8 protein-coding genes are annotated in these 16,802 nt (G+C 42.6%); 3 read left to right on the top strand and 5 right to left on the bottom strand.

Translation table 11 applies throughout. The features are described from left to right. Positions 1 to 141 precede the first annotated feature (141 nt). Positions 142 to 2,412: a GH92 family glycosyl hydrolase gene (locus H8796_RS09375; RefSeq protein WP_117936093.1), complete on the top strand. Its 2,271-nt coding sequence runs from the start codon at positions 142 to 144 to the stop codon at positions 2,410 to 2,412. Between the two features lie 301 nt (positions 2,413 to 2,713). Here the strand turns inward: H8796_RS09375 and H8796_RS09380 are convergent, their stop codons facing one another. From H8796_RS09380 to H8796_RS09400, 5 genes are all read right to left on the bottom strand, one after another. Continuing rightward, positions 2,714 to 3,874, bottom strand: coding sequence for a glycoside hydrolase family 130 protein (locus H8796_RS09380; RefSeq protein WP_187343963.1), 1,161 nt, complete (start codon positions 3,872 to 3,874; stop codon positions 2,714 to 2,716). A 495-nt stretch (positions 3,875 to 4,369) separates the two neighbouring features. Beyond that, positions 4,370 to 5,815 (bottom strand): glycoside hydrolase family 125 protein, encoded by a 1,446-nt coding sequence (locus H8796_RS09385; RefSeq protein WP_117936091.1) that lies wholly within the window; start codon positions 5,813 to 5,815, stop codon positions 4,370 to 4,372. Positions 5,816 to 5,874: 59 nt separating this feature from the next. Continuing rightward, on the bottom strand, positions 5,875 to 7,032 hold the full coding sequence (locus tag H8796_RS09390) for a glycoside hydrolase family 76 protein (protein WP_117936089.1): 1,158 nt from the start codon (positions 7,030 to 7,032) through the stop codon (positions 5,875 to 5,877). 52 nt (positions 7,033 to 7,084) lie between these two features. Then, positions 7,085 to 8,035, bottom strand: coding sequence for an endonuclease/exonuclease/phosphatase family protein (locus H8796_RS09395; protein WP_117936087.1), 951 nt, complete (start codon positions 8,033 to 8,035; stop codon positions 7,085 to 7,087). 53 nt (positions 8,036 to 8,088) lie between these two features. Next, positions 8,089 to 10,371, bottom strand: a complete 2,283-nt coding sequence (locus tag H8796_RS09400) for a GH92 family glycosyl hydrolase (RefSeq protein WP_117936085.1) — start codon at positions 10,369 to 10,371, stop codon at positions 8,089 to 8,091. Positions 10,372 to 10,581: 210 nt separating this feature from the next. On the opposite strand from H8796_RS09400, the gene H8796_RS09405 reads away from it, so the two are divergent. Together H8796_RS09405 and H8796_RS09410 are read left to right on the top strand one after the other, a co-directional pair. Then, complete coding sequence (locus H8796_RS09405) at positions 10,582 to 14,622, top strand: response regulator (protein WP_117936084.1); 4,041 nt, start codon at positions 10,582 to 10,584, stop codon at positions 14,620 to 14,622. A 188-nt stretch (positions 14,623 to 14,810) separates the two neighbouring features. Continuing rightward, positions 14,811 to 16,784, top strand: a complete 1,974-nt coding sequence (locus H8796_RS09410) for a LamG-like jellyroll fold domain-containing protein (RefSeq protein WP_117936083.1) — start codon at positions 14,811 to 14,813, stop codon at positions 16,782 to 16,784. Positions 16,785 to 16,802 lie beyond the last annotated feature (18 nt).

Genomic DNA, 16,802 nt, shown 5'->3' on the forward strand with positions numbered 1-16,802 from the left:
GTGGTCGGAACTTGCCAAAAGAGTAAACTTGCCTGCCATTTTTCTTGTAAACTCTAGCGACAGTTAGTTAATTCCTAAATAGGTAGTATATTTGCATCATTCGCTAACTATAATTTTCAATCATACCAAAGAAAAATACGAATGAAGGCATTTAAACTACTTGCACTTACTTCTTGTGTCTTGCTTGCAGCGGGAAATGGAGTAGCGCAACAGAACTATTCAAAAAGTGAAGGATTATTGCAGTACGTCGATCCGTATATCGGATCCGGTTATCATGGACACGTCTTTGTTGGGACGAGTGTTCCGTATGGAATGGTACAGCTGGGTCCTACCAATATCCATAAAGGTTGGGACTGGTGTTCGGGTTATCATTATTCCGATAGTATTTTAATCGGCTTTTCACATACCCATTTGAGCGGTACGGGTTGTACTGACTTATGTGATATTCTCATCATGCCATTGAATGAGATCCGTACCCCCAGAGGCAATCAGGATGATATACGCGATGGGTATGCTTCCAGATATTCTCATGCGAATGAAATCGCCCGTCCCGAATATTACTCTTTGCTTCTCGACCGTTACAACATCAAAGCCGAACTGACAGCTACAGATCGTGTAGGCTTCCATCGTTATACTTATCCCGAAGGAAAACCTGCTTCCATATTGATCGACTTACGTGAAGGAAACGGATCGAATGCTTACGACAGCTATATCCGTAAGGTAGATGATTATACGGTAGAGGGGTATCGTTATGTGAGAGGCTGGAGTCCTTCCCGCAAAGTTTATTTTGTGTTGAAAAGTGATAAAAAGATAGAGCAGTTTACTGCCTATGACGATAATGCCCCGCAACCTTGGGACCAACTGAAAGTGGCATCGGTGAAGAGTGTCCTTACTTTTGGTAACGTGAAAGAAGTGAAGATAAAAGTAGCTCTTTCTTCTGTCAGCTGTGACAACGCAGCGATGAACCTGCAATCCGAACTTACTCACTGGGATTTTGATAAGGTGGTGGATATGAGTGCCGCCCGATGGAACAAGCAACTGGAGAAGATGACAATAGAAACTGATGATGAGGCTTCCAAACGAGTGTTCTATACCGCCCATTATCATACTATGATTGCCCCTACGCTTTTTTGCGATGTGAATGGAGAGTATAGAGGAATGAATGACATGATTTACACAGACCCGAAGAAAGCCAACTATACGACTCTTTCTTTATGGGATACCTACCGTGCATTAAATCCTTTGATGACTATTACTCAACCTGAAATGGTTGACCATGTAGTCAATTCGATGATTTCCATCTATCGTCAGCAGGACAAACTCCCTATCTGGCCTTTGATGAGTGGAGAGACCGATCAGATGCCGGGGTATAGCTCCGTGCCGGTGATTGCCGATGCATATCTGAAAGGATTTACCGGGTTCGATGCGGAAGAAGCATTGCAAGCAATGATAGCTACAGCTACTTATGAAAAGCAGAAAGGAGTACCTTATGTAGTCAAAAAAGGCTATATCCCTGCCGACAAAGTTCATGAAGCTACTTCCATAGCCATGGAGTATGCAGTGGACGATTGGGGAATTGCCGCTATGGCACGTAAGATGGGAAAGGCAGAAGATGCTGAAACATTCTCAAAGCGTGCTCATTATTACAAGAACTATTTTGATTCTTCTATCCATTTTATTCGTCCGAAACTGGAAGACGGTTCTTGGCGTACTCCTTACGATCCGGCACGTTCCATCCATACTGTTGGAGATTTCTGTGAAGGAAACGGATGGCAATATACTTTCTTTGCTCCACAAGACCCGTATGGGCTGATTGCCTTGTTTGGAGGTGACAAACCTTTTGCAACGAAGCTTGATGGTTTCTTTACCAACACCGACAGTATGGGCGAAGGAGCTTCGAGCGACATAACCGGATTGATCGGACAATATGCGCATGGAAACGAACCGAGCCATCATGTTGCTTATCTTTATGCGTATGCCGGTGAACAATGGAAAACGGCGGAAAAGGTTCGTTTTATCATGAGTGATTTTTACACAGACCAACCAGACGGCATCATCGGTAATGAGGATTGTGGCCAAATGTCTGCCTGGTATCTTCTTTCATCTATGGGACTCTATCAGGTGAACCCATCGGATGGTGTATTTGTTTTCGGTAGCCCCTGTTTTAAGAAAGTAGAAATGAAGGTACGTGGTGGTAACACTTTTACTGTAGAAGCACCAAATAACAGCAAAGAAAATATCTATATCCAGAAAGTGTATTTGAATGGCAAGCCTTATGATAAGAGTTATATCACTTATCAGGATATAATAAATGGCAGCACATTGAAGTTTGTAATGGGAAAAAAGCCTAATAAGAATTTTGGTAAGGCTCCGGCAAACAGACCAGTTGTTTTGAATAAGATAAATAGATAAAGATGACTTACTTATAAAAGACAGCTAATTATTGAAAGGAGGAAGAAGCCTCCGACAATGAAAGAATAAAGCTGGTTCTCAATATTCAATTCAGTTTTCAATAGGTATTATAAGGCTTTCCGATTGTAGCATTTAATTCTGCTTCGGAAAGCTTTATTTTATACTAGAAACGGCTGAAAAGCAAATCCTTAACAAGAACTTACTGTTTTCATCCGTTTTTGGGGATATAGTTTTAAGAAATAAGTTAGTCCTGATTACATCTTTCCTTTAAAAAAGAATGTAATCAGGATTATTTTTATAACTATGGCAGCGGATCAGCCTTTGCCGGCCGTTTCGGATCATAAACGGCTACTCCTACTTTGGAGTCAGCACAACCATAATACAAATACCATTTGTTTTTGAAGTAGACCATTCCTTCGATAAATACGGTTCCATCCACATATTGCCCACTCTTTTCAAAGCTGTCCATCGGGCGGAAGAACGGTTCGTCGAGACGGGTGATAAAGCGGGTAGGATCATTGGCGTCGAAGAGCGCTTGTCCGGCAGCATAGACATTGGCGGTATAGCGTTTGTCACCTCTTCCTGAATGGTTCTTACCATTATAAAGAAGGACGATTCCTTTCGGAGTGTAGATAGCTGGAGGCCCACATTCGGTGAGATGGCTGTCAAAGTAGCCGTCACGGGGAGAAAACAGCTTTTTTAGGGAGCCGTCAATGTTGACAATCGGTGTCCAGTGGATTAAGTCATCGGAAGTAGCTGCGAATACATGCTCTTCTCCCCAGTACATAAAGTATTTCCCGTTGATTTTCTTGATAATCTGCTTCCCTTTAACAACTTCGGTCAGGATAGAGCCGGACTTACAACCCAGGTTGAAGAACTTTCCATCAAATGCTTTGGCAAAAGCAGGACCGTGTTTTGTCCAGTCTTTTAGGTTGCGAGAGGTCGCTACTGCCAGGCGAGGCACATGGCGATTCCATTGGGTGTACATCATTACATATAATCCGTCATCGGTTACGGCAATTCGTGGGTCTTCGCAGCCGCCGGGCCATTCCAACTCTTTTTGTGAATCATTATCCGGATAGAATACAGGAGTCTTTTCCCGTTGGAAATGTGTGCCGTCGGTAGAAGTGGCATAACCGAGACGGGAAGTCCGGTGTCCGATACCGACACCTGATTTATCTTCTGCACGGTATAACACGACAATCTCACCATTGTAGAGTGTAGCAGCCGGATTGAATGTATCGTTCGATTCCCACGCAATAGAATCTTTGGTCAATGGACAGTAAAACTTGGTGTTTTCTATAGGAGATATTACCGGATTGACATTCTTTGGACGTTCAAAACCACCGAAGGCCCAATCGGGTAATTGGTTCTCTTTATGGTTGGAAGACTGTCCGTAGACAGTACAAGTCATCATGGTTGTAGTAAGTAGGAATAAAAAAGTTGATTTCATATTGTTCATATTATATGGGGCATTTATTTTTTAGGAGTCATATACTCTCTACATATAAATTGGAAAATAAATAAAATGCTGTCATCTGTCACCTGATTGGATATAAATGATTGATTATAAATATACTGCAGTGTGACAGCATGATGTGATGGCAAGGTGACGACAACTTTGCTGTCACCTTGTCGAAAGTAAGGATTTTATTGCTTCTCTGCTATGTGGGTATTTATTTCTCTATCCGGAGCGGTATTCAAGGATTATCAGACTATTACGGAAGAGAGAGTTTCAGTACTTGAAACTAAAAGTTCTATTGCTTGAAACTTTTGTTTCGTCAGCGGGAAACTTTAGTTTCATCGGTGAGAAACTCTAGTTTCTCTTACTTGAAACTGTGGTTTCAAAGGCGTGAAACTAAAGTTCTTCAACCTTGAAACTACTTTGGAAGCGTAAGCTTCAAGGTTAGAAACAGTTATCTCATAAGCAGGAATACAATAAAAACATAATAGAAGACTATTGAATACTATTCAGTAAGTCTACCTTTCCTTCATTCACGAGTTTTAGGATTAGTTCTCCGAACAGCGTATTTTGCCATGCAAACCAAGAACGAGTAAAGTTTTTCGGGTCGTTCTTGTGGAAAGATTCATGCATGAACCCTGTTCCGGCATCCGTATCCATCAGCATTTTGATGCAGGTCTTGATTTCTGCGTCGTTTTGACTGGTGAATGCTTTCATCATAATACTCATGGGCCAAATCATATCATATCCGATGTGCGGACCGCCAATTCCTTCGCCGGCAGTACCTTTGAAGAAGTAAGGATTATCTTCGCTCCATACAAACTTACGGGTATTCTGATAGATAGGATCGTTCACTTTCACATCCCCAAGATAAGGCAGGGCAATGAGACTCGGCACATTGGCATCATCCATTAACAGTTGATTGCCGAAACCGTCCACTTCGAAAGCATAGATTTTGCCATATTTCGGATGATTGTAAACCGCATACTTTTTCAGGGCTGCTTCCACTTCGTTAGACAGTGTAGTACATTCTTTAGCTAAATCAGGTTTCTTGTTGACCGTATTCAGAATTTCGGCAGCTTTGCGCAATGAAGTTACAGCAAAGAAGTTGGACGGAACGAGAAACTGGAAAGTTGTAGCATCATCCGAAGGACGGAAAGCAGAAGCAATCAGTCCGACCGGCTTTACAGGATTACCCCAGCCGTCGTTGGTCATCGTATCGAGTGCACGTTCCGTTTTACGTTGGAAACGATAAGGACCTTTCGGATCTTCTTTTCGTTGCTGTTCCTTAAACGTTTTCAGAACCTTGGCGATGGCTGTAAGCCATTCGTCGGAGAATATACTGGCATCTCCCGTCGTCTTCCAGTAATGATAAGCGAGACGGATAGGATAACAGAGCGAGTCGATTTCCCATTTGCGTTCGTGCAGTTCGGGCTTCATGTCCGTAAGGTCGCTCATCCATTCGCCGCCTTCGGAATTCATGTTGAAAGCATTGGCATACGGGTCGATATTGATACACTTGAACTGACGTTTGATAACGCCGGCGAGCATTTTTTTCAGTTCTGCGTCTTTGTTGGCGAGTTGCACGTAAGGCCATACTTGTGCACCCGAATCGCGCAACCACATGGCGTGGATGTCACCAGTATAAACAAACGTATCATCTTTACCGTCAAAATGAACAGTAGTATCCAGTGTGTTCGGGAAACAGTTTTCGAACATCCATGCCAAGCGGGCATTCGTCAGAAGTTGCTTGATATGCGCAATCTGTTGTTCCACAGCTTGCGAGACAAACAGACGTTTCGATGCTTCCGGACGGTTCGTCTGATAGTTGTTGATTTTGGTATTATCTTGTTGGATGACAAAATCACTGTTTGTTATAGCCTGCATATTGCTAGCACCCAAGAGTGCTATGGACAAACAAAAGGCTTTAGTTATATTCATGGTAATAGTCTTTTTTTGTTGATTAGTATTGATTATGAAAGTGTTGCGGAGAAGAAGTGTTAAATCTCTGCAAAGAATTCAATCAGACAGGCATTGTCGAGCAGCCATTTATACTGCTCCTTGTTGTGTCCCGACCAATCCCTGCCTAATAATCCGTTTTCATCCCGGTAGTTTTCCCAGGCGTGAAGCGCATTCTCCACCATCGCATCGACATACGCAGGATTCTTGTCAATCTTGTACAGAGCTTTCAGTCCTCTGAACAGAATCACGTTAAACCAGGCCATGTCTTTATGCACTTTGACAGTCGGGTCTTTTTTATCGGCTTTTGTGCGGAAAAAGGCATCTGTTCCTGCGGCTGTTTGCTGTGCATCGCGCAAATACTGTTCATCTCCTGTTTCCTCATAGAGTAATACACCCGCCTGAATCATCTGTCCACTGTTGTAGGCGTACTTCTCTTTGGAAACTTTCCCTTTCAGGTTGATGTTATCCCAGTAAAGATGGTCGATAGGGTCGCATAGATGCTTTTTCGTCCAGGCATACGTCTCTTTTGCTTTTTCGAGGTATTTGGTATTCTTCGTCAGCCGGTACAACTTGACGCCGAGCACAGTAGACGGTGCATTGGAACAAGTATGTTTCGCTTCCTTCTGCTGTTCACACCAAAAGATGCCACCATCTATCTCGTCGCTCCATCCACTGTAGATATATTGATACAATGCAACGGCTTTTTCCAAAGATGCAGGCTTGTGAGTCAGTTGGTAATAATCGCAGTAATCCAGTGCAATCCAGATGTTATCGTCATAATAACGTCCGTGCTGCCCGTACTTGGTGGGGTATGACTGATAACAGGCCGGCAGGCGGCTGTTATCCCAATACTGTTCCATCCCCGGTAGAATTCTTTTCTCGAGAATCTTTTTGTACTTCTTGTTTCCGGTCACTTTGTACAAAGCCACACAACCCGACATCATCCCCGAATACGGCCATAGAAAAGAAGCCTTCAGCATTCCGTTCTGCTGCGTTCCGCCCGCCAGATAAGTAATTTTTTGGTCGGGATTGACAGGATACGTTTCTGTTAGTAGTCCGTCATTCGTCTGATAGAGATTCAATACATTAGATAGAATCGAGTCGGCAATAGAAAGATAACGGGTATTTCCCGGTGTCTTTCCCACTGCGGAAGTAAGGCAAAATAACATACAGGCTACAAAACATATATTTCTCATAGGAATATCGGGTTGTGTGGTGAAACTTTCAGGTTATAACTAGATACAAAGATTATTTCTGCTGACGCTGGTCAAATTCCAGTTCCACCTTTACGGGGAAATGGTCTGAAGGAGTGCGCGCCTGATAAGTCTTGATGTCGATTTCTTCCGGGCAATCGTTCGCCTGCTTCTTTTCTCCCTTGCCTACGATGCTGCGGTAAGTATCCGTCAGCACACCATATCTTTTCACTAGGAAAGACGGAGAAACGAATACATGGTCGATACGGCTTTCCGTAAAGCTGTTCGGGTCGAAGTCGTTGAACGTGCCGTTGATAGCATAGCGGAAGCCGGCCTTCTCGTAAGAGTCGCACAACACCCCTTTGCTCACAAAAGCATCATAAGACTGGTGGGTCTGGTCGACATTGAAGTCTCCCGTCAGGATGGCCGGAAGCTCTTTGTCTTTGCCAAGTTCTTTCATCTTGTCCTGTACGAGGAACGCACTTTCCACGCGTGCTTTCTTGCCGATATGGTCCATGTGCAGGTTGAAGAAAAGGAATTCGAAGCCGGTATCCTTGCATTTGAAGTGTCCCCAACTGCAAATACGAGGCAACACGGCATCCCATCCTTTGCTCGGCACGTCGGGAGTTTCCGATAACCAGAAATCACCTTTCTCTATCACATCAAACTTGTCTGTGCGATAGAAAATAGCAGAATGTTCACCTTTCTCTTTGCCGTCGTCGCGGCCTACACCGATATAATCATAACCGGGTAATGCTTCTTTCATATCTTTCAGTTGATGAATAAAGCACTCCTGCGTGCCGAAAATATCGAAATCGTGGTATTGCACTATTTGGGCAATGACCGGGTAACGTTGTCCCCAACCGTTTCCGTTGATTGAATCGCCACCGTTGGCGTTTCTCAAATTGTAGGAGGCAACGGTGATAGAAGTAGGCTGATAGTTACTTTGGCAACCGCAAAAGACGATCGCAACAAGGGCAATTAGTAAAAGGCTTTTCAGTTTCATGTTTTTATAGTTTGTTTGGTAGATAATTCATTGATCTCCAAAAGTACAATATTTTATTCAAACGAAAGAGAGTAAGGTACATCTTTTTCTGTGGTTCCCCGTTGTTTATTGGGCACGGGGCTCATTTGAAATTGAATATTAGCACCTTTAATCAGCTGGTCATGTGTAAGGAAATTACGGGTTTGTGATTTCCCGTTTACTTTCATTTCCTTGATGTAGCGGTTGTCAAGCTGGTTGTTATCTGCCTTGATCGTGATGGTCTTTCCGTTCTCCAAATGTAACTTCGCTGATTTAAAGAGCGGGGTTCCTATGATATATTCATCCGTTCCCGGGCAAACCGGATAGAAACCGAGTGCGGAGAATACATACCAGGCGGAAGTCTGTCCGTTGTCTTCGTCACCGCAATAACCGTCGGGACCGGCGGTATATAGTTTGTTCATAATCTCACGTATCCAGTATTGAGCTTTCCAGGGTTCGCTTGAATAATTGTAGAGATATACCATGTGCTGAATAGGCTGGTTGCCATGCGCATATTGCCCCATGTTCATTACTTGCATTTCACGCATTTCGTGAATCATGCCGCGGCTTTCCATTCCCAGTTTACCCGGGATGACAAAAACAGAATCCATCATCGCGTTGAATTCTTTCTTGCCTCCCATCAGGTTGATAAGTCCTTGCGGGTCGTGGAATACGCAGAAGCTCCAGTGCCAGCTATTCCCTTCGCAAAATTCACCGCTCCAGTCCACTGCATCGAAATTCGGATTGAATACGCCTTTGTTATCTTTGCCAACCATCAGTTTGCGTTCCGGGTGATAGACATTTTTGTAGTTCAGCGCGTGTTTCTTATAAATGTCGATTTCGCTCTCCGGTTTACCGAGTTTCTTACCTAATGTATAAATTGCCCAGTCGTTGTAAGCATACTCCAATGTACGTGCAACGTTTTGTCCTATGCCGATATTGTTGGCAACATATCCCAGTTGGTTGTAAGATTCGTAACCGAGACGACCTGAAGCAGTCCCGCGAAGATGTGCATTTGCTCCATGTTTCAATGCTTCCCAAAGAGTTTCGATATCATATCCGCGCAATCCTTTGATGTAAGCGTCGGCCACTACGGAAGCCGAGTTGTTGCCTACCATACAATCCCGATGTCCCGGGCTGGCCCATTCCGGCAGGAAACCGCTTTCCTTGTAAGTATTTACTAGTCCCTCCTGCATCTTTTGATTCATTGACGGATACATCAGGTTGAGGAAAGGGAACAGGCAACGGAACGTGTCCCAGAATCCGGTGTCGGTAAACATATAACCGGGACGCACTTCGCCGTTGTAGGGGCTGTAATGCATGACTTGTCCCTTAGCATCTATCTCGTAGAAACTGCGTGGAAAAAGCATGGAACGATATAAACAGGAATAGAAGGTGCGTAAATTATCGATATTATCGTCTTCTATCTCTATTTTACTCATTTCACGGTTCCAGATCTCTCTTCCGTTCGCTACCAGTTGGTCGAAACTGTTTTTGCCAAGCTCTTTGAGATTCAACTCCGCCTGTTCGGAGCTGATAAAGGAGGAAGCAATACGTGCGTGTACGATTTCTCCCTTTTTCGTGGCGAATCCGATCACGGCCCCTGTGTGGTTTCCTTTTGCTTCTGTTTCATTCGGAAGAATGTTGTTTTCGAAAACTGTGGAAACGAATGTGAACGGTTTGTCGAATTGAATCACGAAATAGTTTTTGAAGTTTTCCGGCACACCGCCGCTATTCTTGGTTGAATAGCCGATAATCTTGTTTTCTTCCGGAATCACTTTCACATAAGAACCTTTGTCGAAAGCGTCTACAATCACGTAGGCATTCTTTGTCTCCGGATACGTGAAACGGAACATGACGGCACGCTCCGTAGGAGCAAGCTCGGTTGTTACATCATGGTCGGCAAGGTACACCTTATAATAATAAGGTTTGGCAACTTCCGCTTTGTGAGAGAACCAACTGGCACGTCGGTCTTGATCGAATACCAGTCCGCCTGTGATAGGCATGATGGCAAACTGCCCGTAGTCGTTCATCCAGGGACTGGGCTGATGTGTTTGTTTGAATCCCCGGATTTTGTCGGCATCATACGTGTACGCCCAACCGTCTCCCATTTTACCGGTCTGCGGTGTCCAGAAATTCATTCCCCACGGCAATGCCGTAGCCGGATACGTGTTTCCGGTAGACAGTTCAAACTTGGATTGAGTGCCTACCAGTGTGCTGACATAGTCTACCGGATTCTTAACGGCAGAAGATTGCAGGCTGTACAACACGGCACCTCCAAGAAATAGCAAGTGTTTAAATGAAAAATGTGTTTTCATGAACAAATGAATTTATAGATTTGAAAATAATTTCTACGACGAAAATAGGGAGAAAAGGAATGTGCTTCTAGTAATAGAGGGGCTAAATCGCCTCTTGTCGCTGAAATTAACTACTCTGGCACGGAGCCTTACTTATATTCCGGCCAAAAAAAAGCTCGGAATGTTTTTTTGTTTACCTTTGTCATATAGCAAATCTAAGAATAATACACTATGGGAAAACAGTCGGTTTTTATTCTATTATTTTTTCTTAATCTGTTGATACATAACGCTTATGCTTATAATTTGAAGCAAGTTGCAGATAAAGAGTATATGTCTAATAGTTCGATTACATCTCTGTGCCAGGATGAGCGTGGATTGATGTGGATCGGAACCTGCGACGGACTGAATATTTATGATGGACAGGAGATTGAGGAATTTAAGACTCGTGACAAGGAGGATTACTTATCTGGTAATCTGATTGACAATATTGTGTATACGGGCGAAGATATTTACTGGATTCAAACCTACTATGGGTTGAACCGTTTGAACCGGAAAACCAATACAATCACTCACTATAATGAATTTCAGAAACTCTTCTTTATGAATAAGGATAGTCATGGCAATCTGTTCATTATCCAGGATAGTAACTGCATCTATTATTATCATAAAAAAGAAGGAGTCTTCAAGAAAATCAACATCACGGGAATCCCGATTTCCGATATCGTAAACTTCTTTATCGACGGTAACAACCGGATGTGGGTAGTCATGAAAGGATACAACCGCTGTTATGACATACAGCAGGAAGCCGCATCGGGAGATATCACCCTGTTACCCCAGAAAACAAACCTGATTTATCAGACTTCCTTGATTTATTGTTTCAATGACGAGCAATCTCTTTATTACATAGACAAGGAATTTAATTTTTATGCTTTCCATATTCCGACCCAGAAGAATGAATTTATTGCCAATCTGGGTAAGGAAATACAGGAACGTGGCAAAATTTCGTCCATCGTTCATTATCATAACAGCTATTTTGTGGGCTTTTTGATGGATGGTATTCTCCTGTTGGAGAAACAGAAGGAGACAGAGCATTATCAAATTCAGTCGTTACCTATCAACAGCGGTGTATTCTGTCTCAAGAAAGACCGTTTTCAGGATGTTGTTTGGATTGGTACTGACGGGCAGGGCGTTTATCTTTATTCGAACCCGCTTTATTCTATCAAATCAATGGTGCTTAGCAATTACACCGAGAAAATAGAACGCCCCGTGCGTGCCATCTATCTTGATGATGAACGTACTTTCTGGGTGGGAACCAAAGGAAACGGAATTCTTAAAATCTATGATTACGAATTCGATAAAAACATCTCCGACTGCCGGGCAGAGGTGTTGACTACCTCTAATAGTGCTTTGAGTAGTAATGCCGTTTATTGTTTTGCCAAGAGCCACCGGAATTTGCTTTGGATAGGAGACGAAGAAGGACTAACTTATTATTCATATCGGGAAAAACGTATCAAGAGTATACCGATACGGATCGGTAACGAAGATTTTAAATACATCCATGACATTTACGAAACAGCAGATTCCGAACTGTGGCTGGCGAGTGTCGGCATGGGAGTGGTGAAGGCTCGTATTGCCGGAACACCGGACAATCCGGTGATTGTGGATGCGCAACGTTACATCATCAATGACGGCGAACTGGGATCGAACTATTTCTTTACTATTTATGCAGAGAATGAAGCCAACTTGTTGTTTGGTAATAAAGGATATGGGGTGTTCCGTTATAACGAAACGACGAACGGCCTGGAACCGGTGTCTACTCATAAATACGAAAACATGACCCTGAATAATATTCTCGCCATCAGTAAAGACAGCAGCAATAACTATCTTTTTGGAACGAGCTACGGATTGATAAAGTACACTTCGGAAACTTCTTATCAGCTCTTCAATGCCAAGAATGGTTTCCTGAATAATACCATTCATGCAATTCTTAGAAACTCGTCCGACAACTTCTGGTTGAGCACCAATCTCGGATTAATCAATTTCGATACGAAACGGAATGTCTTTCGTTCGTATGGCTTTGGAGATGGTTTAAAAGTGGTAGAGTTTAGTGACGGTGCCGCTTTTCGGGATTCCCGGACTGGTACTCTGTTCTTTGGCGGAATCAATGGAGTCGTAGCTATCCGGGCGGATGGCCGTCCGGAGCAGCTTTATATGCCTCCTGTTTATTTTGATAAGCTGTCTATCTTCGGTGAACAATACAATCTGGGCGAATTTCTCACTCGGAAAAAAGAAACTGAAGTCTTGAATTTGCAGTATGACCAGAATTTCTTTTCTGTTTCATTTGCCTCTGTGGATTATCTGAATGGTAATAACTGTACCTATTTTTATAAACTGAAAGGATTGAGTGACCAATGGGTAAACAATGGTTCGGAAAGCGGAGTCTCTTTTACGAATATGGCTCCCGGCGAATATACCTTACTGGTGAAATATTACAATAGTGTTTTTGATAAAGAGAGTGATGTCTATTCCCTGGTCATTCGTATAGGCGATCCGTGGTATGCTTCCTGGTGGGCTTATTTGATTTATGCCTTTTGTCTGCTTTTACTGGCAGCCTTACTGATACGTTCCTTTATCCTGCGTTCCAAACGTAAAAAGCAGGAATTGCTGAACGAGATAGAGAAACGCCATCAAAAGAATGTCTTTGAGTCCAAACTTCGTTTCTTTACTAATATCGCACATGAATTTTGTACTCCGTTGACTTTGATTTATGGTCCTTGCGGACGAATCCTTTCATCGAAGGGACTTAGTAAATTTGTCGTAGACTACGTACAGATGATTCAGACGAATGCGGAGCGTCTCAACAACCTGATTCATGAGTTGATCGAATTCCGTCGGATTGAAACGGGAAACAGGGAAGTACGGATTGAGTCATTGAATGTGTCTTCCATTGTGAAAGGAATAGCCAAAACGTTTGTCGAGATGGCTAAATCCAGAAACATCACTTTCTTGAGCAAGATACCCGAACAGGTGATGTGGAACTCGGACAAAGGATTCCTGAATACAATTATTATTAATCTGATTTCTAATGCCTTTAAATATACTCCCGACGGACAAAGTATCAAGATTGAAGTGGATACGAGCGGGGAAAACATGCTGACTCTTCGTGTAGCGAATGAAGGAAGTACCATCAAGGAAAAGGATTTTCAGTATATTTTTAATCGGTATGCCATTTTGGATAATTTTGAGAATCAGGATGAAAAGAACTTTTCACGGAACGGACTGGGGCTAGCCATCTCTTATAATATGGCAAAGTTGCTGAATGGTACGTTGAAAGTGGAAAATACTCCTGACGGATGGGTGATGTTTACACTAACCTTGCCGGTCGTGGAACTGACTACCGGAGTGGTGGAAACCAAGCGGCTCACAGCGGAATACATCCCTAAGATAGATACTCAATCGATACTGAAACTTCCCCAGTATGAGTTTGATAAGATGCGTCCTACGCTTTTGGTTGTCGATGATGAAATCGAAATGCTATGGTTTATTGGAGAAATCTTCTCGGCTGACTTCAATGTGGTAACCTTGCAAGATCCTGAACGGCTGGATCAGGTGATGAATGAGGTTTATCCGAATGTGATTATCTGTGATGTCATGATGCCGGGAATGGGTGGCATTGAACTGACCAGGCGGATTAAATCGGTGAAAGAGACGGCGCATATTCCTATTATTGTGGTTTCCGGACGACACGAGATGGAACAACAGATGGAAGCCCTTTCTGCCGGTGCGGAAATGTATATCACAAAACCGTTTAGTGCGGAGTATCTTCGTATCTCTGTCTGTCAGGTGATAGAACGGAAAGAGGTGTTGAAAAATTATTTCAGTTCGCCGATCAGTTCTTTTGAAAAGTCGGACGGGAAGTTGACGCATAAAGAGTCGAAGAAGTTCCTTCAGTCGGTTTTGAAGATTATCAATGATAATATAACGAACAAAGATTTGACTCCGCGTTATATCGCCGATCGACTGGCAATCAGTCCCCGGAGTCTTTATCGGAAGATGGAAGAGATAGGAGAGGATAGCCCGACCGATCTGATTAAGGAATGTCGTTTGCACATAGCGAAAGATTTATTGCTGACCACTAAAAAGACGATTGATGAAATTGTATTCGATTCGGGATTCTCGAACAAAGTTACTTTCTTTAAGGTGTTCCGTGAAAAGTATGAGTGCACGCCAAAAGAGTTTCGGATGAAACATTTGGAAGAGGTTCAGCAGTAGCCTGTGGCGGGAATTTTTAAAGAAAAAGAAGAAGTAAATATCCGTGTTAATATAGTAAATATCCGTGCCAAAAGGTAAAAAAGGATAGTTAATTTTCTTTTGGTAGAGTTTAGTGATTTTATCTTTGTCTCATCGAAGTTTTTAAATAGATAAACTTGAAAAGTATTAATTTATTAATCTTTAATCTAATGAAAAGGAAACTTAGTTTTTTATTTCTTTCAGCATTGACCATTCCATTTTTTATGGTATCGTGCAGTGATGATAAAGAAGAACAGGAAGTGAAACCGGCAACAGATCTGGTTGTCGATAATAATTCGGTGACACTACTACAAGGAGACGAAATTACGGTGAGTATCACCTCCGGTAATGGCGATTATTATGTGAAGCCATTTGATGAAAACGTGGCGACGGCTACAATCAATGGTAATAAGGTGACTATTAAAGCTACCGAAAATAGCCAGTTGGAAGAAAATAACCGTACGGAAACTACTATATTAATAGTAGACGGACGTAAGAAGGTAGCTAGAGTGCTGGTTCGGGTAGCAAAACTCTGGGATTTGACGGTAGATGCACCGGAAGAAGGTTTTGACCTCTTTATCGGTGAAAAGAGACTGGTGAAGATTTTGACCGGTAACGGAGATTATCAGATTTCCATACCGGAAGGCGCTGATAAGTTTTTGGAAGTGGGCGAATTATCCGGACAGGTTATTCCGTTGACTGCCAAGTTTGAGACTGGAGCTGATCCGGTAAATATTACGATAACAGATAAGAAAGGTAAGACAATCACTATTCCTGTGGTAGTGAATATAGTGGATCTGACACTGAAAAGCAATGAAGCCACTTTTGCCGAACCGGATGCCGAATCTCAATATATCTCTATTGAGAGAGGTAATGGCGGATATAGTTTCACTTATCAGGTGGGAGACGGTGAGCCTACTACGGATGCAACGATTGTGGAAGCTACTGAAAAAGAGAATCTGATTACCTTGAAACCCAAAGCTAGAGGTAATGTGAAAGTGATTGTGACAGACCAGAAAGGTTCTGTGGAGGAGATTGCGGTGAAAGTGAATCCGTATAACCTTAAACTGGAAAATGAAGCAACTTCTTTAATCATCGGTGGTTATGAGGCATCTACAGAAATAGCTATTATCAGAGGAAATGGTGATTATAAGTTGGCACAACTCACAGATGATAATAAAACCTATTTGAAAACCGCTGAATTGATTACGGAAGGCGGGGCTACCAAGTTAAAACTAACAGGAAAGAAGCTCGGGACTACCACACTGGAACTGTCTGATCCGGCAGGTCAGAAATTGACGTTACCAGTTTATGTGAATCCGGTATGTTATCGTATGGAATATGACGTATGCTTTAAAATTGATATTAAAAAGTATGCCGAATCACATTCAGAGGTGAAAAGTATGAATCAGCTTACTTTTGAGGTTGTGTTCTATCCGACTTATACTCGTTCTATGCAATCGTTTATAGGTTTGGAAAGTGTATTCCTGCTTCGTGCAGAAGCTAAGGATGTGAATCCGCGTTTTGAAATAGCCACTAAAATTAATGGTAAGAGTGATCCCCGTTTCCGTAGTCAGCAAACTATTTATTGCGATGATTCGGAAGGTGGACGTAAGACTCCGGGTAAATGGTATCATATAGCCATTGTATATGATGGAACGAAATCAAGTACTAAAGAGGCTTATAAAATGTATATAAACGGGGTGAGAGAAACGTTGACTCCTGCAGATAACTCTTATGAGGATTGTGCCCCTAATTCATCTCTCAATCTGACAGATGTAGGTGGAAATGATAAAGCACTGTTGATTGGACGTTCCGGAGATTCATATCGGGTAGGATATTGCAAAGTTTATCAGGCACGGATGTGGAAGAGAGCGTTGGACGAAAGTGAAATTAAAGCGAATATGTGCAAAATCCTTAATGCAGAAGAACACTCTGACTTGATGGGATATTGGGTATTCTCGAAAGGTGTCGGAGGTACTACAGTTTTTGAAAATTGGGGAAATGGCGGCAACGGATTGGATGCGCAAGTTTGTTTGCAGAATATAAGCGAAAATAAACCTGCCTGGGGAGCGGAACTTCCTGCAACTTATAATGGAGATAAGAGCCGCTTTGAACCAATTGAATGTCCTCATTCATACTAAAACTAGGAATATAATAAT

Source organism: Bacteroides sp. M10, from assembly GCF_014334015.1.
Classification (GTDB): Bacteria; Bacteroidota; Bacteroidia; order Bacteroidales; family Bacteroidaceae; genus Bacteroides; species Bacteroides intestinigallinarum.

Bases quoted from the DNA above. Each gene is read 5' to 3' on its own strand.
- H8796_RS09380 (WP_187343963.1), bottom strand. From the start codon at position 3,874: ATGAACAATATGAAATCAACTTTTTTATTCCTACTTACTACAACCATG.
- H8796_RS09395 (WP_117936087.1), bottom strand. From the start codon at position 8,035: ATGAAACTGAAAAGCCTTTTACTAATTGCCCTTGTTGCGATCGTCTTT.
- H8796_RS09385 (WP_117936091.1), bottom strand. From the start codon at position 5,815: ATGAATATAACTAAAGCCTTTTGTTTGTCCATAGCACTCTTGGGTGCT.
- H8796_RS09400 (WP_117936085.1), bottom strand. From the start codon at position 10,371: ATGAAAACACATTTTTCATTTAAACACTTGCTATTTCTTGGAGGTGCC.
- H8796_RS09375 (WP_117936093.1), top strand. From the start codon at position 142: ATGAAGGCATTTAAACTACTTGCACTTACTTCTTGTGTCTTGCTTGCA.
- H8796_RS09390 (WP_117936089.1), bottom strand. From the start codon at position 7,032: ATGAGAAATATATGTTTTGTAGCCTGTATGTTATTTTGCCTTACTTCC.
- H8796_RS09410 (WP_117936083.1), top strand. From the start codon at position 14,811: ATGAAAAGGAAACTTAGTTTTTTATTTCTTTCAGCATTGACCATTCCA.
- H8796_RS09405 (WP_117936084.1), top strand. From the start codon at position 10,582: ATGGGAAAACAGTCGGTTTTTATTCTATTATTTTTTCTTAATCTGTTG.